The 23,751-nt window shown below is 49.5% G+C and carries 21 protein-coding genes; 17 read left to right on the forward strand and 4 right to left on the reverse strand.

Translation table 11 applies throughout. The annotated features are described in order from the left end of the window. Positions 1-56: 56 nt before the first annotated feature. The 7 genes from zwf to DFP97_RS24705 all read left to right on the forward strand — a co-directional run bounded on the left by zwf (position 57) and on the right by DFP97_RS24705 (position 8,792). Positions 57-1,613, forward strand: coding sequence for a glucose-6-phosphate dehydrogenase (gene zwf, locus DFP97_RS24675; protein ID WP_114383304.1), 1,557 nt, complete (start codon positions 57-59; stop codon positions 1,611-1,613). A 42-nt stretch (positions 1,614-1,655) separates the two neighbouring features. Continuing rightward, a complete protein-coding gene (locus DFP97_RS24680) occupies positions 1,656-3,242 on the forward strand; it encodes a peptide chain release factor 3 (RefSeq protein WP_114383306.1) in 1,587 nt (528 codons plus the stop codon). 174 nt (positions 3,243-3,416) lie between these two features. Beyond that, a complete protein-coding gene (locus tag DFP97_RS24685; protein ID WP_114383308.1) occupies positions 3,417-4,484 on the forward strand; it encodes an undecaprenyldiphospho-muramoylpentapeptide beta-N-acetylglucosaminyltransferase in 1,068 nt (355 codons plus the stop codon). 161 nt (positions 4,485-4,645) lie between these two features. Continuing rightward, positions 4,646-5,686 carry a LacI family DNA-binding transcriptional regulator gene (locus DFP97_RS24690; RefSeq protein WP_114383310.1) on the forward strand — a complete coding sequence of 347 codons (1,041 nt, stop codon included), beginning with the start codon at positions 4,646-4,648 and terminating at the stop codon, positions 5,684-5,686. 21 nt (positions 5,687-5,707) lie between these two features. Then, complete coding sequence (locus DFP97_RS24695) at positions 5,708-6,871, forward strand: Gfo/Idh/MocA family protein (protein ID WP_114383312.1); 1,164 nt, start codon at positions 5,708-5,710, stop codon at positions 6,869-6,871. Positions 6,872-6,910: 39 nt separating this feature from the next. Further along, entirely contained in the window at positions 6,911-7,633 is a 723-nt protein-coding gene (locus tag DFP97_RS24700; RefSeq protein WP_114383314.1) for a ThuA domain-containing protein, read from the forward strand. A gap of 58 nt (positions 7,634-7,691) precedes the next feature. Next, on the forward strand, positions 7,692-8,792 hold the full coding sequence (locus DFP97_RS24705) for a Gfo/Idh/MocA family protein (RefSeq protein WP_114383316.1): 1,101 nt from the start codon (positions 7,692-7,694) through the stop codon (positions 8,790-8,792). A 63-nt stretch (positions 8,793-8,855) separates the two neighbouring features. Here the strand turns inward: DFP97_RS24705 and DFP97_RS24710 are convergent, their stop codons facing one another. From DFP97_RS24710 to DFP97_RS24720, 3 genes are read right to left on the reverse strand one after another with little or no spacing between them, the layout of a single operon-like run. Continuing rightward, on the reverse strand, positions 8,856-9,719 hold the full coding sequence (locus DFP97_RS24710; protein ID WP_342773308.1) for a glycine betaine ABC transporter substrate-binding protein: 864 nt from the start codon (positions 9,717-9,719) through the stop codon (positions 8,856-8,858). A 20-nt stretch (positions 9,720-9,739) separates the two neighbouring features. Continuing rightward, positions 9,740-10,576 (reverse strand): ABC transporter permease, encoded by an 837-nt coding sequence (locus DFP97_RS24715; RefSeq protein ID WP_114383318.1) that lies wholly within the window; start codon positions 10,574-10,576, stop codon positions 9,740-9,742. Continuing rightward, entirely contained in the window at positions 10,563-11,771 is a 1,209-nt protein-coding gene (locus DFP97_RS24720; protein WP_114383319.1) for a quaternary amine ABC transporter ATP-binding protein, read from the reverse strand. The genes DFP97_RS24715 and DFP97_RS24720 overlap by 14 nt, the downstream gene beginning before the upstream one ends. Positions 11,772-12,013: 242 nt before the next feature. Between DFP97_RS24720 and DFP97_RS24725 the strand changes: the two genes are divergently transcribed. Then, complete coding sequence (locus DFP97_RS24725; protein WP_114383321.1) at positions 12,014-12,577, forward strand: GbsR/MarR family transcriptional regulator; 564 nt, start codon at positions 12,014-12,016, stop codon at positions 12,575-12,577. 170 nt (positions 12,578-12,747) lie between these two features. Next, complete coding sequence (locus DFP97_RS24730; RefSeq protein ID WP_114383323.1) at positions 12,748-13,953, forward strand: alpha-D-ribose 1-methylphosphonate 5-triphosphate diphosphatase; 1,206 nt, start codon at positions 12,748-12,750, stop codon at positions 13,951-13,953. Here the strand turns inward: DFP97_RS24730 and sspI are convergent. Continuing rightward, on the reverse strand, positions 13,947-14,186 hold the full coding sequence (sspI, locus tag DFP97_RS24735) for a small acid-soluble spore protein SspI (RefSeq protein ID WP_281271013.1): 240 nt from the start codon (positions 14,184-14,186) through the stop codon (positions 13,947-13,949). The genes DFP97_RS24730 and sspI overlap by 7 nt on opposite strands. A gap of 178 nt (positions 14,187-14,364) precedes the next feature. Here sspI and DFP97_RS24740 point away from each other — a divergent pair, with 178 nt between their 5' ends. From DFP97_RS24740 to DFP97_RS24775, 8 genes are all read left to right on the forward strand, one after another. Next, positions 14,365-15,030: a potassium channel family protein gene (locus tag DFP97_RS24740; protein ID WP_114383325.1), complete on the forward strand. Its 666-nt coding sequence runs from the start codon at positions 14,365-14,367 to the stop codon at positions 15,028-15,030. Between the two features lie 8 nt (positions 15,031-15,038). Further along, on the forward strand, positions 15,039-15,866 hold the full coding sequence (locus tag DFP97_RS24745; RefSeq protein ID WP_114383327.1) for a TrmH family RNA methyltransferase: 828 nt from the start codon (positions 15,039-15,041) through the stop codon (positions 15,864-15,866). A gap of 105 nt (positions 15,867-15,971) precedes the next feature. Further along, positions 15,972-16,775 carry a sugar phosphate isomerase/epimerase family protein gene (locus tag DFP97_RS24750; RefSeq protein WP_114383329.1) on the forward strand — a complete coding sequence of 268 codons (804 nt, stop codon included), beginning with the start codon at positions 15,972-15,974 and terminating at the stop codon, positions 16,773-16,775. Positions 16,776-16,929: 154 nt separating this feature from the next. After that, the gene (locus tag DFP97_RS24755) at positions 16,930-17,931 is read left to right on the forward strand and encodes a LacI family DNA-binding transcriptional regulator (RefSeq protein WP_114383442.1); all 1,002 of its coding nucleotides are present in this window, start codon (positions 16,930-16,932) and stop codon (positions 17,929-17,931) included. 513 nt (positions 17,932-18,444) lie between these two features. Further along, entirely contained in the window at positions 18,445-20,310 is a 1,866-nt protein-coding gene (iolD, locus tag DFP97_RS24760) for a 3D-(3,5/4)-trihydroxycyclohexane-1,2-dione acylhydrolase (decyclizing) (protein WP_114383330.1), read from the forward strand. Between the two features lie 26 nt (positions 20,311-20,336). Further along, positions 20,337-21,248: a myo-inosose-2 dehydratase gene (iolE, locus tag DFP97_RS24765; protein ID WP_114383332.1), complete on the forward strand. Its 912-nt coding sequence runs from the start codon at positions 20,337-20,339 to the stop codon at positions 21,246-21,248. 3 nt (positions 21,249-21,251) lie between these two features. Continuing rightward, the gene (gene iolC / locus DFP97_RS24770) at positions 21,252-22,271 is read left to right on the forward strand and encodes a 5-dehydro-2-deoxygluconokinase (protein WP_114383334.1); all 1,020 of its coding nucleotides are present in this window, start codon (positions 21,252-21,254) and stop codon (positions 22,269-22,271) included. A gap of 17 nt (positions 22,272-22,288) precedes the next feature. Next, positions 22,289-23,734 carry a CoA-acylating methylmalonate-semialdehyde dehydrogenase gene (locus tag DFP97_RS24775; RefSeq protein WP_114383336.1) on the forward strand — a complete coding sequence of 482 codons (1,446 nt, stop codon included), beginning with the start codon at positions 22,289-22,291 and terminating at the stop codon, positions 23,732-23,734. Positions 23,735-23,751: the final 17 nt, after the last annotated feature.

The following is a 23,751-nucleotide window of genomic DNA, read 5'->3' on the forward strand; positions in this document are numbered from 1 at the left end:
GCTAAACTACATAACATGTAAAGCTGTATAAAAATTCATAGGAAAGAATGAGGCAAATGACCTATAACAATAATCTTGATTCCGTCTCCGCAGAGGGCGCAGTTTATTATCTGTTTGGAGCAACAGGCGACTTGGCAAGACGCAAGCTGTTTCCCGCCCTTTTCAGTTTATATAAAGAAGGCAAGCTTTCGGAAAACTTTGCCGTTGTCGGCCTAGCTCGCCGTCCTAGGACGAACGAGCAATTCCGTGCTGACCTGTATGAATCGATCGTTGAATTTTGTCGTTACAAAGCAGACGATGCCGAGCTTTGGAATCAGTTCGCAGAGCATTTCGTATACATGTCGCTTGATATTAACGATGTAGAAGGCTTCCGTGAGCTTAGCCGCTTGTCGGAGCAATTAGATGCGAAATACGCTATTCCTGGCAACCGTCTATTTTATTTGGCGCTTGCGCCTTCCCTATTTGGTCCTGTATCTTTCAACCTGCGCGACGGCGGCTTGCTGGAATCGAACGGCTGGCACCGCGTCGTAATCGAGAAGCCTTTCGGCTACGATCTTCCATCCGCACAGAAGCTGAACGAGCAAATTAATCAAGTGTTTAAGGAAGAAGAAATTTACCGCATTGACCATTACCTCGGTAAAGAAATGGTCCAAAATATTCAAGTGATTCGTTTTGCCAATGCATTTTTTGAGCCTTTGTGGAATAATAACCATATTGCGAACGTTCAGATCACGTTGTCGGAAACGGTCGGCGTTGAGGACCGCGGCGGTTATTATGACAAATCCGGAGCCTTGCGCGATATGGGCCAAAATCATATGCTGCAGATGCTGACGATGATCGCGATGGAACCGCCAAGCCGCTTGCACGGAGAAGATATTCGTGACGAAAAGGTAAAGGTGCTTCGTTCGCTTCGAAACTACACGTCCAGTGAAGATGTTCGTTCAAAGGTAGTACGTGGACAATATAGCGAAGGCAGCTTAAGAGGCAAAGAGCTTCCAGGATATCGTCAAGAGGAATCCGTGAATGAGGAATCGACGACGGAAACGTATTTTGCCGCTAAGGTTTTCGTTGATAATTTCCGCTGGGCAGGCGTGCCGTTCTACATCCGTACAGGCAAGCGTCTACCGGTAAAAACGACTGAAGTCGTTATCGAGTTCAAATCGATGCCTCAAAACGTGCTGTTCGCGCAGCGTCATGATTTGGCACCGAACCTGCTCGTCATCCGCGTTAATCCGCTTGAGGGCATATACATTAAAGTAAATGCAAAAACGCCGGGCGAGAACAATTCCGTACAACCGGTTGCGATGGAATTTTGCCAAAGCTGCCAGATCGGCTTGAATACGCCTGAAGCATACGAGCGTCTCATTCATGATGCAGCGCGCGGCGATTCTACATACTTCACACGCTGGGATGAGGTTTCCCAAGCATGGTCGTTTGTGGACCGTATCGCGCAAGCATGGCGTGAAGAGAAGAGCGATTTGAAGCACTATCCGGCTGGATCATGGGGCCCGGATGCAGCAAATCAGCTGTTGGCAGAGGATGGCTTCCACTGGTGGCCGGTCAATGGGCAAGAGGAAGATAATGTTATTTGGGTATCGAACAGCGGGAAATAGACGCTGCTTTCGTATACTCTGCATGATGAAGGGAAGGCAAGCATGAGCCAATCGTTAAGTGAAGAGATTAAACAGGAAGTAGAAAAAAGACGTACTTTTGCGATTATTTCGCATCCTGACGCGGGGAAAACGACACTAACTGAGAAGCTCCTCCTATTCGGAGGAGCCATTCGGCTTGCAGGGACTGTTAAGGCGCGTAAAGCTAGTCGCCACGCAACGTCCGACTGGATGGAAATTGAGAAGCAGCGGGGGATCTCGGTAACGTCCAGCGTCATGCAGTTCGATTATTTGGGACACCGGGTTAACATTCTTGATACGCCTGGTCACCAGGATTTTAGTGAGGACACTTATCGTACACTAACCGCCGCGGACAGCGCCGTCATGCTAATTGACGTTGCCAAAGGCGTCGAGGCGCAGACGATCAAGCTGTTCCAGGTTTGCCGCAAGCGCGGTATACCAATCTTTACGTTTATCAATAAGCTGGACCGTGAAGGACAAAGTCCTTTTGAACTCATGGAAGAGCTGGAGCGGGTACTCGGAATCCGTTCGGTACCAATGAACTGGCCCATCGGAATGGGGCGCGAGCTGTGCGGCGTATATGACCGGATGAAAACACAGGTCGAGCTGTTCCAGGGCAATGACCATTCCACGATTGAAGTTCGTCCTGTCAGCGACTATAACGACCCGCTCATTCGTGAGATGGCGGGCGACTATTTGACAGATCAGCTTATTCAGGATTTGGAGCTGCTTGATGTCGCGGGCGATCAATTTGATTTTGACAAGGTGAGGGCAGGCGAGCTGACACCTGTCTTCTTCGGAAGCGCGGTTAACAACTTCGGCGTTCAGACGTTCCTGGAAAACTTCCTGCAGCTGGCGCCAAAGCCAACCTCGCGCAACAGCACGACCGGCGTGGTTGAGCCGACGAACGAAAAGTTCAGCGGCTACGTCTTCAAAATTCAAGCGAACATGAACCCGGCGCATCGTGACCGGATAGCGTTCCTTCGCATTTGCTCCGGCCGCTTCGAGCGGGGCATGAGCGTACGTCATGTGCGTAACGGCAAAGACATTAAGCTGTCGCAGCCGCAGCAATTTCTCGCACAGGATCGTGATATCGTCGATACCGCTTACCCGGGCGACATTATCGGTCTGTTCGATCCGGGCATCTTCCGTATCGGTGATTCTTTATCGCAAGGCTCTGAGGTTGTATTCGATGAGCTGCCGACGTTCTCGCCGGAGATCTTCGCGAAAGTGACGGTTAAAAACGCACTGAAGCATAAGCAGTATCAGAAGGGAATCGACCAGCTGACGGAAGAGGGTACCATTCAGGTGTTCCATTCGACAGGCAACTTTGACGAGACGATTCTCGGCGTTGTCGGTCATTTGCAATTCGAGGTGTTCGAGCATCGGATGAAGGCGGAGTATGGCGTTGACATTCAGCTGCACCGTATGCAGTTCCAATTCGCCAGGTGGATCGTCGACGACAAAATCGACCCAAGCAAGTTCCGGATCAACACGACGCTTGTTAAGGACAAGAAGGGCAACTATGTCGTATTGTTCGAAAACGAATATGCAATGCGGACGGCTATTGACAAAAATCCGACTTCTAAGTTTTTGGAAACCGCTCCTTAAGAATGCGGCAATAATACTAGTGAGAAAGCATCCCTTGCTTTGTGCGCAGCAGCGCATGCAGCGGGGATGCTTTTGTTTGAGACCGCATTCCGATGCAACGAATGGCAGCAGTGCTAAAGAGAACTTTTACCCGTATAATAAAAGGATAACAGATGAATAGGTGGCATGGCATTCATGAAAAAAATTATGTTCACCGGGGGAGGCTCGGCGGGACACGTTACCGTTAATATGGCATTGATCCCCCGATTTCTCGAGGAGGGTTGGTCGGTTGCTTATATCGGCTCGGAAAGCGGTATTGAGAAGCAGCTCATCTCCACAATCCCGGACGTCAAATATTTTGCTGTATCTACCGGGAAGCTAAGAAGGTATATGGACATTCAAAATGTGAAAGATCCATTCAAGGTAGTAAAGGGACTCTATCAAGCGTATCGTTTAATTAAGACGCACAAGCCGAACGTTATATTTTCAAAAGGCGGCTTTGTTTCGGTTCCGGTTGTAATAGGCGCATGGCTAAATAGGGTGCCGCTTCTCATTCATGAGTCGGATCTAACGCCGGGACTGGCTAATCGGATATCGATTCCTTTTGCGACAGGTGTATGCACGACTTTTCCGGAAACGGGAAGCATGCTGAAGAATGGCAAGTGCCGTCATGTAGGGGCGGTTATACGCGAAGAAGTAAAGCAAGGAAATGCGGATCTTGGCCGGGCGTTATGCGGCTTTGTACGAAGCAAACCGGTCATTCTGGTTATGGGCGGCAGTCTTGGGGCACGTAAAATTAATCAATCGGTGAGGCAGGCGCTTTCCCGCATAACGAAGCAGTTCCAAATCGTACACCTGTGCGGTAAAAATCAAGTGGATCCCTCGTTGGTTTTACCTGGCTACAAGCAATTTGATTACATAAACGAGCAGTTACCTGACGTTCTGGCGATGTCTGATATTGTCGTTTCACGCGCGGGATCTAATTCAATTTTTGAGTTTCTATCTTTAAAAAAGCCAATGCTTCTTATTCCGCTTACGAAGGAGCAGAGCAGAGGCGATCAAATATTGAATGCGCAGTCGTTTGAGAAATCGGGCTATTGCGATGTTCTGTATGAAGAGCAGCTCACGGTTGATACATTGGTTCATGGCATTGAACGCTTATATGATAACCGTCATGCTTATATAAAAAGGATGGACACGAGCGAGCAAACAAACGCTTTACCTGCCGTATTTGGATGGATTAATGAAATTGCGAAGCGGTAATAAGTTGAAAAAGACATAACTGTGCATAATAAATGGCGGTCTGGAACTTTGTTGTCACTGTTCCGGATCGTTTTTTTCGTCTATAAGCTTATTGACGCTAAACCGTTTTCATGCCATAATGTACGCGTGTACATTAAATTAAATTTGTTTGAATATGAACTATGCTTTTCAGGAGGCCATCGATTATTAGCAGGAAAGAAGTAGCGAAGCTGGCCGGCGTCTCGGAGGCGACCGTCTCCAGAGTATTGAACAACGTCGGTCCAATGAAAGAGGAAACGCGCGAACGCGTGCTGCTGGCTGCTGCTGAGCTGGGGTATGTTCCGAATGCGCTCGCACAGCAGTTCGCACGTCGTAAAAGCGGGAACATTGGTGTCATATTACCGTTCGTACCGAAGGTTCATTTGTTCTCGACGTATTATTTCTCGGAAATATTGAGCGGAATCGGAGAGACGGCGAAGCGCTGCGGGTACGATTTGCTGCTTATTTTCAGAGAGCCGGACGAGGCGAGAGATTATGCCAAGCTGTTTCGGACACAGAAGATTGATGCTTGTATCGTGCTTGGCTCGCAAAATGTTCCGGAGGAGCGTGCAGCGCTAGCGGAGCTGAAGGCGGGAGGGTTCCCCTTCTGCCTCGTAAACCAACGGTATGATGAGGAGCAATATGCAACAGTCGATGCAGATCATATCACCGGGAGCATGGCAGTCGTCCGGCATTTGGTAGAGCGAGGCAGACGCAAGGTGGCCTTCGTGAACGGTCCCGCGCAATATTCCAATAGTGCTGACAGACTGCAAGGCTATAAAGCGGCACTTCAGGAGGCTGGGATACCCTTCCGGCAGCAGCTCGTGTATACCGGTAATTACAGCCGGAAAAGCGGTTATGAGCTGGCGGAGCAGATTGCGAAGCAAATTCGTGACGGCAGCATTGATGCGGTTTTCGCGGCAAATGACCGGATGGCGATCGGACTTATGCAGGGCTTACGTGAGTTAGCTCTAGAGGCAGGTCAGCATTACGCGTTAGTCGGGTACGATGATTCAGACGGCTCGCGTATAATTAGTCCGCGGTTGTCGACGGTATCGGTGCCATTTTATGAAATGGGAAAGCTGGCTGCTGCCAGTCTGCTTGATCAAGCGCGCGGAGATGAGACAGATCCTTTACGTCAGCATGTTCTGCCCGTGAGTCTTGTCCCAAGAGAAACATCCTAATAGATGAGAGGCGGTATTCAAATGGAGAAAGTTAGAGTGGGTATGGTAGGCTACAAGTTTATGGGCAAAGCGCATAGTAACGCATATAGGGCGCTGCCGATGTTTTTTCCGGATTCGTTAAAGCCGGAGATGAAGGCGATATGCGGCCGTGATCCGGAAGGGCTGGAGCAGGCCCGGGCACAGTTCGGCTGGGAAAGCTCAGAAACCGATTGGAAGCAGCTTGTTAACCGTGATGATATTGATTTAATAGATATCAATGCGCCGAGTGATGCGCATAAGGCTATTGCCCTCGCTGCAGCAGCGGCAGGCAAGCATCTGTTCTGCGAGAAGCCGCTTGCGCTCACGCTCGAGGATTCACGCGAAATGCTGGAGGCGGCTGAGAAAGCCGGCGTGAAGCATATGGTTGGCTTTAACTATCGCTTCGCTCCGGCGGTACAGCTCGCGAAGAAGCTCGTCGAGGATGGCCGCATCGGGAAAATTTATCATTTCCGTTCTGTTTTCCTGCAGGACTGGATCATTGATCCGAACTTCCCGCTCGTTTGGCGTCTGCAGAAGGAAATTGCAGGCTCCGGCTCGCACGGGGACCTGGGCGCGCATTTGATCGATATGGCTCGTTTTCTCGTCGGCGAGTTTAACGAAGTAATCGGAATGAGCGACACGTTCATTAAAGAGCGCCCGATTGCTTCGGCAATGACGGGGCTTAGCGCAAAAGGCAGTGAGGATGCGCCGCGCGGCGAAGTTACCGTTGACGATGCGACGCTGTTCATGACCAGGTTCGAGAACGGGGCGCTCGGCAGCTTCGAGGCTACACGGTTCGCAGCAGGCCACCGCTGTACAAATAGTTTTGAGATAAACGGCAGTAAAGGAAGCATCAAGTTTGATTTTGAGCGGATGAACGAGCTTCAGGTTTATTTTGCCGACGATGCAGATGATGTACAAGGATTCCGCCGCGTGCTCGCGACTGATCCCGCTCATGCTTACATGGATGCTTGGTGGCCGGCAGGGCACACGATTGGCTATGAGCACACCTTCACGCATGAGGTGCATGAGCTGATGCAGGCATTTGCAGAGGATCGCCAGCCGGTTCCAAACTTTGTGGACGGCGTGAAATGCCAAGAGGTGCTCGAGGCAGTAGAACGTTCGATTGCCGAGCGTCGTTGGGTTGCTATTAGCGAGTTGTCATAAATGTTATCAAATAGAGCTGTAGAGAGGCAGGAAACGGCAATGAAAAAAGCTTTAATCGTATGGGGCGGCTGGGATGGACATCAGCCGAAGGAGGTAGCTGAGATTTTCCGTGAGCTGCTGGAGAATGAAGACTTTGAGGTGGAAGTGTCTGATACGCTGGAAGCTTTCTCTGACGCGGAGAAGCTGAAGGGTCTTGATCTAATCGTTCCCGTATGGACGATGGCGCGCATTGATCAGAAGCTGGTCGATAACGTATCTGCAGCTGTGCAAAGCGGCGTCGGTTTAGCAGGCTGCCATGGAGGCATGTGCGATGCGTTCCGCGAAAACGTCGACTGGCAGTTTATGACGGGCGGCCAATGGGTGGCGCACCCCGGCAATGACGGTGTTGAATATAAGGTCAATATCAGCTACTCGTCGAGTCCGCTGACAGAAGGCATCGAGGATTTCACCGTTAGCACAGAGCAGTACTATTTGCACGTCGATCCGGCAGTTGAAGTGCTTGCAACGACGCGCTTTCCATTAACGCCAGGCCCTCATTCGCTCAATAAAGCGGTCGATATGCCTGTCGTCTGGACGAAGCGTTGGGGTGTTGGAAGGGTTTATTACAACTCGCTTGGCCATCAAGCGAACATCATAGAAATTCCGGCTGTAAAGGAGCTTATGCGACGCGGCTTCCTGTGGAGTGCGGAAGGCAAAGCACTGGCGGCAGCGGCTGGCACAGGCGCGGCAGCATACAGCGGCATGGCGGATAATCAATTGTAATAGCGAAATCAGCGAGTTGGAAAATAATACCAGGATATGGGACGAGGGACTAGTGAACATGGATAAAATAAAAGCAGGCATTATCGGTACTGGTAATATTAGCGGAATTTATTTTGAGAACGGCAATCGCTTTGATGCGCTTCAGGTTGTAGCCTGTGCCGATTTGGATGTAGAGCGGGCCAGGGCGAAAGGCGAAGAATTCGGTGTCCGCGGCTGCTCGGTCGAGGAGCTGCTTGCTGATCCGGATATCCAATTGATTATTAATCTAACGATCCCTCAGGCGCACGCTTCGGTTTGCTTACGCGCGCTCGAAGCGGGTAAACACGTTTATGTGGAGAAGCCATTTGCAGTTACGCGCGAGGAAGCTGCGGAAGTATTGGCGCTTGCTGAGAAAAAAGGACTTCTCGTAGGCAGCGCGCCGGATACGTTCCTTGGCGGCGGCATTCAAACGAGCATTAAGCTGCTGGAGGACGGTTGGATCGGCACGCCGATCGGCGCTACCGCTTTCATGGTCGGTGGCGGACATGAATCATGGCATCCTGCGCCGGATTTCTACTATCAAAAGGGCGGCGGCCCAATGTTTGATATGGGGCCTTATTATTTGACGGCGTTAGTTGCTATGCTTGGTCCAATAACACGCGTAACGGGCTCGGCACGCATCTCCTATCCAGAGAGAACGATTACCAGCAAACCGAAATATGGTCAGAAGGTACAGGTAGAAGTGCCAACGCATATTGCAGGCGTAATGGATTTTGCATCCGGTCCGATCGGCACGCTGCTGACGAGCTTCGATGTGAAGGGGGGTTCTACGCTTCCCCGAATTGAAGTATACGGAAGCGCGGGCACAATGCTTGTTCCGGACCCAAATACATTTGGCGGTACGATCAAAATTTGGCGTTCAGGCTCGAACGAGTGGTCAGACATTCCGCTTGCATACGGATATGCGGAGAACGCGCGCGGCGTAGGCGCCGCCGATATGGCCAAAGCGATTCAGACCGGCCGCAAGCATCGGGCGAATGGCGAGCTAGCCTTTCACGTTCTGGAAGCGATGCACGGCTTCCACGACGCTTCGGAGCAAGGAGCTCATTATATGATGAAAAGCACCTGCGAGAGACCGGCGCCGCTGCCATTAGGATTGCAGCCGTTCTGCTTGGATTAAATGTAAAAAAGCTGACCCCTGTGATTTATGATCACAGGGGTCAGCCATTGTAAAACGAGATTACTATTTCAACCAAACATCCACTTTCTCCGCATTCTGCTCAACCCATGCTTTAGCCGCAGCCTCAGGGGTTTGACCTTCTTGAATTTGAATCATGACGTTCTCCATATCTTCAGGTGTCCAGTTGAATTGATCAAGGAAGGCGAAAGCTTCAGGCTGATCTTCCTTCAGGCCTTTACGGGCAATCGTATGGATTTGCTCGTCTCCGCCATAAACGTTTTTAGTATCCTCCAAATATTTCAGATCCATCTTGGCGAATTTCCAGTGAGGCGTCCATCCGGTCACAATAATAGGCTCTTTGTTCGCGTACGCTTTCTCCAGCTGACCCGTCATTGCAGCAGAGGAGCTTTCAAGCAGTGTCCATTTGTCCCGCAGGCCATATTCGTCTAAAACTTTCTCTGTAGACATCATCAAGCCTGCGCCCGGCTCAATGCCGATAATGGTATAGTCGACAGAAGCTCCAACCGTATCATTCAAATCCTCGATGCTGTTAATTTCCATATATTGAGGAACGACCAGACCGATTTTTGTACCGTCCAGGTTTGGTCCCAGGTCTTCATATTGACCGTTGTATTTCGATACATAGGATGCGTGCGTCGTTGGAAGCCAAGCGGCTACCATCGCGTCGGCACTGCCGTCGGAAATGCCGGCCCACATCGGTCCTGCGTCGACCTGCATCAGCTCGACCTCAAACCCGAGCTTTTGCTCGAACACTTCCTTAACGACGTAGGTGCTAGCAATTTCAGAATCCCATGCGACATAGGCTAGCGTCACTTTCTTATGGCTTGCGCCAGCGGACGAGCATCCCGCAAGCAGTACGATCATCAGAATAGCAGCTGTGATTACTTTCATTTTGTTATGTTTCAAAAGATCACTCCTTCATAAAATTAGGCCGTGTTTGTTTTACGGATAACCTGCTGGGTCAGCCGATCTAGTATGATAGCCAATATGACGATTGCGAGACCAGCTTCAAAGCCGACGCCTGTATTACCCTGCGTAACGGCACGGTATACGTATGCGCCAACGCCTTGTGCGCCAATCATAGATGCAATAACGACCATCGATAACGACAGCATGATCGTTTGGTTAATGCCGGCCATAATCGTCGGCTTCGCAATCGGAAGCTGAAGCTTAAACAGCTTCTGCGCAGGAGTTGAGCCGAAGGCGTCTGCAGCTTCTACCAGCTCCTCCGGCACTTGGCGAATGCCGAGATTCGTCAGTCGAATCGTAGGCGGTATGGCGAATATAATGGATGAGATAACGCCAGGCACCACACCTAGAGAAAAGAAGGTAACAGCAGGCAGCAAGTATACGAATGCCGGCATTGTCTGCATAAAATCTAGCACTGGCGTAACGATTTTCTGGATGCTGTTGTAGCGTGCGCACAGGATGCCGGTGGGTACCCCGATCAGTACCGATATAAAAGCTGCTGTCAGTACGAGTGCGAGTGTCTGCATCGTTTGGCTCCAGTATCCCAGATTTTCAATAACAAACAGCCCGATTAACGTAAACAACGCCATTTTCCACTTGCCGATAAACCAAGCGAGAAGGGTAAATAATAGGATAAGGACAATAGCGGGAAACCAGCTTAGTGCAGCTTCTAGTCCATTAACGGTTTCGCCTACGACAACACGTATAAAGCCGAATAATGGCTCCAGATTCGTTTCAAGCCAGCCCTCCAGCCACTCGATCCAGTCGGCCAGCGGAATTTTAGGCAGTTTCATGACGTTCACCTGCCTCTAATACGGTATTTCCGGATAATGCTGCAAGAACAGCACCTTTGATGACGATACCCTTCAGACGCCCGCTTTGATCGATAACGGATACAGGAAATTTTGAATTGCTCATTAATTCAAACAATTCATGAAGCAGCGTCTCCGGAACAGCGGAAGGTGCTTCCCGCTGCATCGCTTCTTCAAGCTTAAGTCCGTTTTTTATCGCATGGACAGCATCATCGGCGGTGATTACGCCGAGCAGGCGCATCATTTTATCGACGACGTATAGACTGGATATCCCGCGGTCCCGCATGAATTGCAAAGCTACGCGCGGGCCTTTCTCTATCGTAATGGTCTCAGCCTTCACCATTACATGTGATGCGGTCAGCACTTTGGACAAATCGACATCCTCGACAAACCGCTCAACATATTTGTTGGCAGGCTGCATTAATATTTCTTCAGGCGAACCGATTTGGACGATGCTTCCGTCCTTCATCAAAGCGATTTGATCACCGATTCGAAGAGCTTCGTTCAAGTCATGTGTGATGAAAACGATCGTTTTTTTCATTTTTGCTTGAAGCTCAAGCAGCTCATCCTGCATATCCTTGCGAATAAGCGGATCTAGCGCGCTGAAAGCTTCGTCCATCAGCAGGACATCAGGATCGTTGGCTAGCCCTCTTGCCAGTCCGACACGCTGCTGCATGCCGCCGCTCAATTGATCGGGGTAGCTGTTCTCCCAACCTTTGAGTCCAACAAGCTCAAGCGATTCCATCGCCATCTCTCTGCGTTTCTTCTTATCGATGCCTTGGACCTCAAGGCCGTATTCGATATTTTGAATGACGGTACGATGCGGAAACAGCGCAAATTTCTGAAATACCATGCCCACATTTTTTCTTCTAAACTGCCGCAATTGCTCGGGCGACATACGCAGTACGTCCGTTCCGTTAAATAATACTTGGCCCGATGTTGGCTCGATTAACCGATTCAGCAGCCGAACGAGTGTCGACTTGCCGCTACCGGACAAGCCCATAATGACAAATATTTGTCCTGCTTCGATCGCGAAGTCTGCTTGATTAACGCCAACCGTAAGCTTCGTTTCCGCGAATATTTTATCTTTAGACCATCCTTTATCCAGCAGCGGGATCGCCTTTTTCGGATCGGCTCCGAATATTTTGGTCAGCCTCTTGGCTTCTATGATCGCCATGTTTTGCCCCCCTTGTGGAATATTTCGACTCTATAAGTGTAGATGGTTATCTTTGTAAAGGTCAAAAGGCGTGAGCTTCCGTATACTTTGTACAGTTATAACTTTACGAACTTTACGTGCGGAATCCTCCTGATAACTCCCTTTTTCATACAAATTGCTATCTTTACATATAGACAAACATTTGATTACAATACTTGTTGTAGCATTGATAGGGGAAACGACATTCCTCGGGAGGAACCGACATGAATGAACTTGCAGCACTAACAGACGATCAACGCGCAAAATTGCAAAACACGCGCCGACGCGTCATTGAATCAATAGGGAAAAATATGGATTTATACGGCATAACGCTATCCATTGGCCATTTATACGGAAATATGTACTTCAATCAGGAGCCGGTGACGCTTGATGAGATGAGCGAGACGATGGGGATGAGCAAGACGTCGATGAGCACGGGCATGCGGACGCTGCATGATTTGAAGATGATCAATAAAGTATGGGGCAAAGGCTCGCGGAAGGATTTATATGAGGTCGTACCGGATTGGCATCAAAACTTCGCCGATTTCTTCTCTATTAAATGGAGAAAAGCCGTCGATCAAAACATGAGCGTCTTAAATCGGTCAATGAAGGAAATCGATGCGCTCAAGCAGCAATATGAGAGTGATGAAGCCTTTTTAGAAGTGCTCAACAATGACTCAAAAAAAATCGATGACGCCATAAAATATTACAAATGGCTGGATAGGCTGATCGATTCGTTCGAGACCGGAGATATTTTCCGGTTTATTCCGAAAGAGGATGAAGCATAAGGAAAAGGTTTGATTAATGAAAAGCTCGACAATGGGAGTCCAGGCCATGATGCCTGGGCTTTTGTTTTATCGTGTGGCTACTTTTTCAAGAAGCCCGGCAGGATGATTTTCAGGACCAGAATATGGTAAGCTTACTTCTATAACTTAAGGGTAAGGGGTCGACCAAACCAATGAGTGACTGCACGCATTCGAACAAAGAGCCAATGATTGTGATGAATGGGAAGTTAGTATTGCCGGATAAGGTAATAGAAGCGGCAGTGACTGTCAAAGAGGGCCGTATTGAATCGTTGCTCCGTGATGCTTCGTCCATTGAGGATTGGAGGCAGCAAAATCCGTCTGCAGTTGTTCTTAATGCGGGGGGACGCTACGTCCTGCCTGGACTGATCGACATTCATTGCGATGCGATTGAGAAGGAAGTGCAGCCGCGTCCGAATACGTTATTTCCGCTGGATATGGCTTTGCTGGAGTTTGAACGGAAGCTGCCGGTGCATGGCATTACGACGATGTACCACTCGCTTTCGCTCGGCGTTGGATTAAGTCTGCGCGGCGATCACCTGTTAACGGGAATGGTTGAGCACATTCATCGCTACCGGAGCAAACGGTCGATGATCCGCAACCGGATTCATTTGCGGTTCGAGGTGTCGCATTTGGCTGGAATGCCTATTGTGGAACGGTATTTGGATGAGAATGCTATTGAATATTTATCGTTTATGGATCACTCGCCAGGACAAGGACAATATCACGAGCCGGGTTCTTTTGAGCGTTATGTGATGAAAAATCAAGGTGTAGGTATCGATGAGGTTCAAGTCATTGTTGACGGGTTAATTGAGCGGAGGCAGCAGGTTAACTGGGAACATTTGCATCAATTAGGCAAGCTTGCAGCTGAACGGGGTATAGCTATTGCGTCTCATGACGATGATACGGTAGAAAAGGTTGAGGAATCGATAGGCTATGGCGTATCCATCTGCGAATTTCCGATTAATTTGGTGACGGCGAACTACGCTGCCAAGCGGGGACTTCATGTATGCGTGGGTGCTCCAAATGTGGTTAGAGGCTTGTCGCATGACCAAAACCTAAGGGCAGTCGATGCCATTATGGCAGGTGCAGCGGACATTATTTGTTCCGATTATCATCCCTCATCCTTGCTCTCTGCGGTGTTCAAGCTAAGTGATGAAGGAACGGCAGCTTTGCCGGAGGCGGTGCGGATGGCTACGCTTCATCCTGCGCAGGCGTTAGGCTCGGGCAGCGAGCTTGGTTCCATCGAGCCCGGCAAAGCGGCCGATCTTATCGTAGTCGATCGTTACGAAGGCCACCCGTGGGTAACGAATACAATCGTCGGCGGAAATCTCGTCTATTCGGCGGCGTTTCGTTATTGAGACGGATTTGCGTGCTCGGAATGGTGAAGATGCTTGTGCAGAGAATCAACCATTCGGCTTTGTTCCGGTTCAGTCGACTGCTGCCAGATCATTTCAAACAATACTCCGAGTCCGGGCAAAGCGTGCTCATCGGCACCAATTGAGTCTTCGATGATTTCCGAGAGTTCTTGCTCGGACTTATCTTGTACACGCATAACGATCGCTTGGCGCAAATCAATAGTATTTGTGTTCAACCTTAATAACCTCCTGCCGCATTCAGATTTACTAATATAATATGTCCAGCAAGAGCTGCTTTCATCCGAATAAACTGGATATGATATACTGTGAAAATGGTATAAGGGAAAGAGCGCTTCGGAATACGTTTAGTTAGGCTAACTGCAGCAATCATCCTAAAAGGAGGATTTTGTAACGATGGCGAAAAAACAGTACGCAGTAATTGGCATGGGACGCTTCGGCTCAAGCGTTGCCAAAGCATTGACGGAGATGGGCTTCGAGGTGCTGGCAATTGACTCAAACGAGCAGCGGGTGCAGGAGGTCGTTAATACGGTCACGCATGCCGTATCAGCGGATTCAACGGATGAGGATGCGCTTCGCGCGCTTGGAATACGGAACTTTGACGTCGTTGTAGTAGCAATCGGTCAAGATATTCAGTCGAGTATTTTGACGACATTAATATTGAAGGATCTTGGAGTAAAGACCTTGATCGTCAAAGCGCAAAGCGAGCTGCACGGCAAAGTGGTGCATAAAATCGGCGCTGATAAAGTCATTTTCCCGGAGCGGGATATGGGTCTGCGTGTCGCTCATCATCTTGTCTCTCCAAACATCCTGGATTACATCGAAATCTCCGATGATTACAGCATCATTGAGATTAAGGCACCGGAGCAAATGATCGGCAAAAGCTTAAAGCAGCTCGACATTAGGGCGAGATACAAATGTAACGTTATGGCTATAAAAACAGGCACTTCAATGAATATTGCCCCTTATGCGGAAGATTTGATCGGCAGTGAGGACGTTATCGTTATCGTGGGTAAAAATTCGGATTTGAAAAACCTGGAAATCGCTTATTCGGAAGGTTAACGAACACTATGAATGTAAATTATGATCCATTGATCTCATCTGTACAAAATGACAAGGTCAAGCAGTGGGCATCGCTGCTCGACAAAAAATACCGCGATCGCACCGGACAGTTTCTAATTGAAGGTGTTCATTTAGTGTTGGAAGCTCTGAAGGGCAGCGTCGGTGTAATGGCAATCATCTATGACGCGGAGCGCGGAATTCCTGCAGAGCTGGCGACTGTGCGAGAAGAGAGGCAAGCAGCAGGAACAAACGATGCGGAATGGGTACAAGCATCCCGCGCGGTCATGGCGAAATGTACGGGAACGGATACTCCGCCGCCAGTGTTCGCCGTTGTAACTAAGTTATCTGCCGATACGAAAACGTTATTCACAGGTAATTGCCTCGTCGTCGTACTTGACGGGGTGCGCGACCCAGGAAACGCCGGAACGATTATTCGTAGTGCTGATGCAGTTGGAGCGGATGCGGTTATCCTTGGCAAAGGCAGCGTCGATCTATATAACCCCAAAACGGTCAGGTCGACGATGGGCTCTTTGTTTCATTTGCCTATTATTGAAGCAGATTTGCTAGCGCTTCTGCCGCAAGCGAAAGCCCATGGCATTAAGCTAATTGGCACAAGCCTGCAGGCCCAGCATACTTGCTATGGCTATGACTGGACCCAGCCGACATGGCTGCTCATGGGCAGTGAATCGGAAGGATTGTCGCGGGATGTGAGGGAACAAGTGGATGAGTCCGTCATTATTCCAATGGTTGGACAAGCGGAGTCGCTCAACGTAGCTATGGCAGCCACGGTCTTGCTCTATGAGAGCTTAAGGCAGCGGGAGTACAATAACTTATAAATTTCGTAAAAGGGCATATTTCCGATTCACCTGTTTGAAGCTTAGTGATTGCCTGCCGATCCACGCTGGAGCGGTAGACTGTAACCAGAACGGGAGTGAAAGTGGATGGAATTAAAAACGTTTAAAGCAATTTGGGGGATGCCGGGGCACTGGGATACACAGCTGAAGCAAATTGCTGAAGCCGGATATACCGGTGTTGAAAGCGGAATGCCTGCCTTAGAAGATGAATCGTTATTTAAAGAACTGCTGCAAAAATATGATTTGGAGCTCATTATGCTGGTGTATACCAGCGGAGATCATAAAGCATCGTTTGAGGAACAGGTTGAGCGAGCCGCCGGATTTAAACCATTATTAATCAATTCTCACAGCGCGAAGGACTCCATGCCGTATGATGAGCAACTCGTCTTTTTTGAACATGCGCTTCGGCTTGAACAACAGGCAGGGATTCCTATCGGACACGAAACCCATCGCGGCCGGGCTACTTATACGCCATGGAGTACGGGTCGTTTGCTTCGAGATTTTCCGGACCTCAAAATCGTGGCGGACTTTAGCCATTGGTGCTGCGTCTGTGAATCCATGCTGCCGGATCAAGAGGAAAACCTGAAGCTCGCCATTCAGCATACGATTCACATTCATGGCAGGGTAGGTTATGAGCAAGGGCCGCAGGTTCCGGATTATCGTGCGCCCGAATATGAATACGCATTGTTGAAGCACGAACGATGGTGGGATGAGATTTGCGCCAATCATAACACCGGAGGGCGCCCATTTGTGACCTTTACGCCGGAGTTTGGTCCTCCGGGATATATGCATACCCAACCGTTTACCAATCAACCCGTAGTGGATTTGTGGGATATTTGTTACGCGATGAATCAACGGTTTCGTGAAAGGTTTACAAGTCAATTCTCCTAGACAACGAAGTCCTAACGATTATCTAAAGTCGTTGGGACTTTTAATGTTCTTTACCTATTATAGTCATAGTCTTATAATGAACATCAAAGCGCACAAGACAGTCACCTTTGGCAGGTGATCGCTTCTATCATTGATGCCGGAAATGAGTGTTCACATGAAATCGACTATTTATGACATTGCAAGGTTGGCAGGGGTTTCTACAGCAACGGTGTCGAAGGTGATAAATAATACGGGCAGAATCAGCGACCAAACGAGGGAAAGGATCAACCGGATCATGGAAGATCTCAATTATCGCCCTAATGTGCTGGCATCTGCGATGAAAGGGAAATCGACCTATCAAATTGCATTTCTGATTCCTGACATCGATAATCCAATATATGCCCAGTATTTGAAGCATATCGAAGCGTACGGCCAAGAACTCGGGTATAACATTGTGTTGTGCAGTACTGACAACGATTTCGCAAAAGAAACACGCCACATTACTCTGCTAAGGCAGAGACGTGTGGACGGTTTTATCATAGCATCCAAATTTAAAAATGATGAACTGCTGAAGCAGCTTGTCGAGGAGGGATTCCCGATCGCCCTTTTTGCGCATGAGCGTCCCGGAATTTCTATTGACAGCGTCACAGTCGATGACTATATGGGAGGCTACTTGGCATCTAAGCATCTTCATTCGCTTGGACACCGTAAAATTGGCGTTGTCGGTGAAGATTCCATTAGCAGCGATGAAAGGATACGCGGTTATAAGTTTGCTCTTTCAGAAGCAAACATCCCCGTTGATAACAAGCTGATCGTAGTAGGCGGAGCGACTCTGCAAGAAGCGGAGCAATCCGCGGCTGTGCTGCTCGATAGCGAGGATAGGCCGAGTGCGATTTTCGGTTGCAATGATATTTTAGCGATTGGTGTCATGCAGGCAGCCAAAGCGCGGGGAATAAGGATCCCTGAACAGTTATCGGTCATTGGATTTGACGACACGCCGCTTTGTTCAATTGTATCGCCGAGATTATCGTCTATCTCGCTGCCTGTACGGGAGTTAGGAAAGCATGTAACGGACATCATTATCAGCAAAATCGAACATAGTGATACGGTGAAGCAGCGTATTCGCTTGCTGCCCGAGCTTGCGGATCGGGATTCGACCGCTCCTGTGAATATGTAACCGCGGATCTCATCGTCATCGTCGCAAGTTCCCCTTCAATCTACAGTGGAATCCATCCAGTATTTCGTACTGTGAAATCGTCCAGACTTGATTCTTAATCCAACATAGCGTTCTTGGGGTTTCATTCTAATTAGAGAAGAGGCTGTCTCAAAAGTAGAAACATCTACTTTCGAGACAGCCTCTTGTTATTGGAGTAACCGGTTACCCTTAAATCCGATATTTTTAGATGGATTAAAGGTGGTTCTTACGACCTAATCGAGTTTTATTCACAAAATCCGGTGATTTCAATCAAAAAGAATCAAAAACGGATATTGAATTGTTCAAAAAACTAAAGTATAATCGTCACAAAAGGGTAATCGGTTACCCTTGTTTGTATCCCAACTACAATTTGTTTTCTTATTAACGAATCACAACTGGGTAGTCAAAGTGTCGGTTCCATTTTTTTATGTGGTTTGAAAGCGTTTTCTGGAATATTCATCATTACGATGAGAACGGATATGGAGGTAATCATTCATGAGCAGGATACGATTGACAATGGCCCAAGCGCTGTTGAAGTTTTTGGATCAGCAGTATATTTCCGTCGATGGAGTTGAAACGAAGTTTGTAAAAGGCGTTATGGGGATTTTCGGACATGGGAATGTGACAGGTATTGGCGAAGCTTTGGAACGCAGTGCAGGTGAATTGCAATATATTCAAGGCAAAAATGAACAGGGGATGGTTCACTCCGCAGCCGCCTATGCCAAACAAACGAACCGAAAACAAATTTATGCGTGTACCTCCTCTATCGGCCCCGGTGCTTTAAATATGGTGACTGCCGCTGCTACTGCGACGGTTAACCGTATTCCGGTACTGCTTCTGCCGGGGGATAATTTTGCAAGCAGACAGCCCGATCCGGTTCTGCAGCAGCTTGAAGACAGCGGAGACTACACGGTCTCCGCAACGGATTGTTTCAAACCGGTCAGTAAATATTGGGACCGGATTATTCGCCCGGAGCAGCTAATGTCAGCAGCCGTTCAAGCGATGAGAGTTCTGACTAACCCTGCCGAGACAGGAGCGGTTACGCTGGCTCTGCCGCAGGACGTTCAAGCGGAGGCCTATGATTATCCGGAATCCTTTTTTAGCAAAAGAGTGCATTATGTCGATCGTTGTTCGCCTGCACCTGCTGCCCTTCTCCGGGCAGTGGAGCTGATGAAAGGCAAGAAGAATCCGCTCATTATGGCCGGAGGCGGCGTGCTGTATTCCGAGGCGGCGGGAGAGTTGCTGGAATTTGCAGAGACATTTGGCATTCCGGTTGCCGAAACGCAAGCGGGAAAAAGCGTCATTTCATGGAGGCATCCGCTAAGCGTCGGTGGGGTTGGGGTAACGGGGACGCTGGCAGCCAATAGACTTGCGCAGCAAGCGGATTTAATTATCGGCGTCGGTACGCGTTACTCGGATTTTACAACGTCATCGAAGTCAGCGTTCGAAAATACGGAAGTGCAGTTTCTCAATATTAACGTGAATGGTTTGGATGCATCGAAGCTGAACGGTGTTTCCCTTATCGCTGACTCAAGGGAGGGTCTGAACGCGTTAAGGGAAGCCTTGTCTGCGGTTCAATACCGCTCAGCCTATGCGAATGGGGACATATTGGCATTAAAAGAGCAATGGGACGCTGAGGTTGATCGTTTATACGCGCTGGAAAACGAACAGGGGCTGACACAAACCCGTGCGCTAGGCGTGATTAACAGGGCGATCGGTTCCTCTGCAGTCATTGTGTGCGCAGCCGGCAGTCTGCCTGGCGACCTGCACCGGGTATGGAGATGCGAGGAGCCGAAAACCTACCATATGGAATATGGCTTTTCATGTATGGGATATGAGGTGTCTGGCGCATTCGGCGCGGCACTCGCTGAGCCAAACCGGGAAGTCTACGCCCTTGTGGGTGATGGAAGCTACCTGATGCTGCATTCGGAGATCGTTACGAGCTTGCAGGAGGGTACAAAATTTACGGTCCTTTTGTTTGATAACCATGGGTATCAATGTATTCATAATTTGCAAAGGGGACATGGCAGCGATGGCTTCGGCAACGAATTCCGTTATCGGGATGCGGAAACCGGCAGGCTGACAGGCAGCTATATGCCGATCGATTTCGCCGCACACGCGCGCAGCATGGGAGTCAAGACGTATAAAGCCGGAACGGCGGAGCAATTGGAGGAAGCGCTGAGGCAAGCAAAGGAAGAAACGGTTACGACGCTGATCGAAATTCCAGTCCTGCCGGGTACAAATACGGGCGGGTACGAGTCCTGGTGGAACGTCGGCGTGCCTGAGGTATCCGCAAGCGGGAAAGTCGTTTCGGCTCATAAGGAAATGAAGAACCGGATTGAACAAATCCATTTATTTTAAACCTATTTTTACGATGGAGGCACGCTATGAGACAAATACCGTTCCGGATTGGAGCTCATCCGATTAATTGGGTTGGCGAGGACGTGAAAGAGCACGGCGAACATACCACTTATGAACAAATTCTCGATGATATGCAATCATTAGGATTACTAGGAACGGAAATGGGCCGCAAGTATCCCCAAGACATTGATTTGCTGAAACAAGAGCTTGCTAAACGGGGAATGCAGCTCGTCTCACAGTGGAAATCGGTTCTGTTTTCAGACCCTTCCTACCGGGAAGAGGAACTGGCGGGCTATCGGGCGCATGTGGAGTTTTTGAAAGAAATGGGCTGCAAGGTAATCAGCACATGCGAGATAGGAGGATCGCCGCAATTCGATCCGAGGCGTTCGCCGGACCAAAAAGGCGTCATAAGACTGGATGAAACGGGCTGGAAAAGCCTTGCCGAAGGGTTGAATGCAGCGGGAGCCATAGCCAAGGAATACGGATTGACCTTAACCTACCATCACCATGGAGGCACTGTTGTCGAACGGCCTGAAGAGATCGACCGGCTGATGGAGCTGACCGATCCCGACGCAGTTAGCTTACTGTACGATACCGGTCATGCCTATTATGGGGGAGCAGATCCGCTTACTGTACTGCGAAAGCATTATGACCGTATCGCTTATGTCCATCTAAAAGATATTCGTAAGAGCGTACTGGAGCGCGCGCGGGAGGAGCAGGCGGATTTTATCACTTGCATCCGAAGAGGCGTATTTACCCTCCCTGGAACGGGCGATCTTGATTTGCAGCCCATTATAAATGAATTGCTGGACCGCGGTTACGACGGGTGGGCGATGCTCGAGGGTGAACAGGATCCGGCCGAGCATCCTCCGTATGAATACGCCAGGAAAGCGCTGGACTACTTGAATGCAGTCATTATCAAGAAAGCGGGTGAATAGATCGTGGAGTACATTGCATTTCCTGCAAATAGAAGGTTTGATTTCACAGCGATAGGAAGGCTGTGCATCGACCTGAACGCCAATGAAATCAACCGGCCCATGGAGGAAACCGTAACCTTCACCAAATATGTCGGCGGTTCTCCTGCGAATATTACGATAGGCATGTCCAGATTTGGAATGAAGACGGCGTTTATCGGAAAGATCGCGAATGATCAAATGGGACGGTTTATCGAAGGCTACTTGAAGAAAAACGATATTGATACCGGAAATGTCATTACCGATAATACCGGCGCGGTTACGGGCCTGGCTTTTACGGAGATCAAGAGCCCAAGGGATTGCAGCATTTTAATGTACCGGGATAATGTGGCGGATCTTAAGCTTAACGCGGAGGAAGTGCAAGAAGATTTAATAGCCGATTCCAAGCTGCTGCTCATTTCCGGAACGGCTTTGGCGAAGAGTCCGTCAAGGGAAGCGGTGTTTCAAGCGCTTGAGTACGCCAAGAAGCATGATGTAGTCGTAGCGTTCGACATTGATTATCGTCCTTACACGTGGAGCTCGCATGAGGAAACGGCGGTTTATTATAATTTGGCGGCGGAAAAATGCGACATTATCGTTGGCACCCGGGAAGAGTTCGATATGATGGAACGATTTGACCGCAACCCGGAACGGGACGATCAAGTGACAGCTTCCAAGTGGTTTGATTACAAAGCCAAAATTGTCATTATCAAGCACGGTAAAGCAGGATCTATTGCCTATACGAAGGATGGCGCCAGTCACCGGGCGAAGAGTTTTCCGGCTAAAGTGGTGAAGACGTTCGGCGCAGGCGATTCGTATGCGGCCGGATTCCTGTATGGCGTCATGCAGGGCTGGACGCTGGAGAAGAGCATGGAATTCGGCAGCGCCTCCGCTTGTATCGTTATTTCAAGCCACAGCTGCTCCGATGCGATGCCGACAGTCGAACAGGTAGAGACGTATATTAACCGCAGTAATGCTGGCGAGATCAGTAACAGCTTCTCATTTTAGAAAGGGGATAGGATACGATGACAACTTTGCTCAAAAACTGGATCGACGGTGAATGGATAGAATCATCGGCAACCCAATTTGAACCGGTTTATAATCCGGCAACGGAAGAAATTTTAGCGCAGGTTCCGCTGTCAACGAAAGGCGAGGTGGATCTGGCCGTTCAGAAGGCGCAGGAAGCATTTAAAACCTGGAGCCGTACGCCGGTGCCCCGCCGTGCACGCATCCTGTTTAAATACCAGCAGCTGCTGGTAGATCATTGGGAAGAGCTTGCCGGGCTCATTACAAAAGAAAACGGAAAGAGCTACAGCGAAGCGTACGGCGAGGTACTGCGTGGTATCGAATGCGTGGAGTTCGCGGCTGGCGCTCCGACGCTGATGATGGGCAAGCAGCTCCCGGATATCGCCTCCAATTTGGAATCGGGAATGTACCGCTACCCGATCGGCGTAGTCGGGGGAATTACGCCGTTCAATTTTCCAATGATGGTGCCTTGCTGGATGTTCCCGCTCGCTATTGCTTGCGGCAACACGTTCGTGCTGAAGCCGTCTGAGCGTACGCCGCTTCTTGCGGGACGTCTGGCGGAGCTGTTCCATGAAGCAGGTCTTCCTGCAGGCGTGTTAAACATTGTGCATGGCGCGCACGATGTGGTTAACGGTATTTTGGAGCACCCGGGCATTAAAGCGGTTTCCTTCGTAGGATCGCAACCAGTAGCGGAGTACGTGTACAAAACCGCGTCCGCTCACGGTAAACGTGTGCAGGCGCTGGCCGGCGCCAAAAATCACTCCATCGTACTGCCGGACGCCAATCTTGACTTGGCGGTCAAGGAAATCGTAAACGCCGCATTCGGATCCGCTGGAGAGCGCTGTATGGCCTGTTCCGTTGTTGTTGCAGTCGGCAGCATCGGCGACGAGCTTGTGAGCAGATTGGTTAAAGCAGCCGATCAGATTACGATCGGCAACGGCTTGGATGAGGGCGTGTTCCTAGGTCCGGTAATTCGGGGGTCTCAAAAGGACCGCGCGGTGAAATATATTGAGATCGGACAAAATGAGGGCGCTTTGCTCGTACGCGACGGCCGTACGGATTCGGCTTCATCCGGAGCGGGGTATTTTGTTGGTCCCACGATTTTTGATCAAGTGCAGTGCGGCATGAAGATTTGGGAGGATGAAATATTTGCGCCAGTCCTGTCCGTGGTGAGGGTTGAAACGCTGGAAGATGCGATTGAGCTGGCGAATCGTTCCGAGTTCGCAAACGGGGCTTGTTTGTTTACGGTTAACGGCGGCAGCGTGCGTCAATTCCGCGAAACGATCGATGCAGGGATGCTGGGAGTTAACCTTGGCGTACCGGCACCTATGGCATTCTTCCCGTTCTCTGGCTGGAAAAAATCGTTCTACGGCGATTTGCATGCCAACGGTACGGACGGCGTAGAGTTTTACACTCGCAAAAAAATGGTAACGACCCGCTGGTAGGCACGAAAATGCATTTA

The sequence above is a fragment of the Paenibacillus prosopidis genome (assembly GCF_003337375.1).
GTDB lineage: Bacteria > Bacillota > Bacilli > Paenibacillales > Paenibacillaceae > Pristimantibacillus > Pristimantibacillus prosopidis.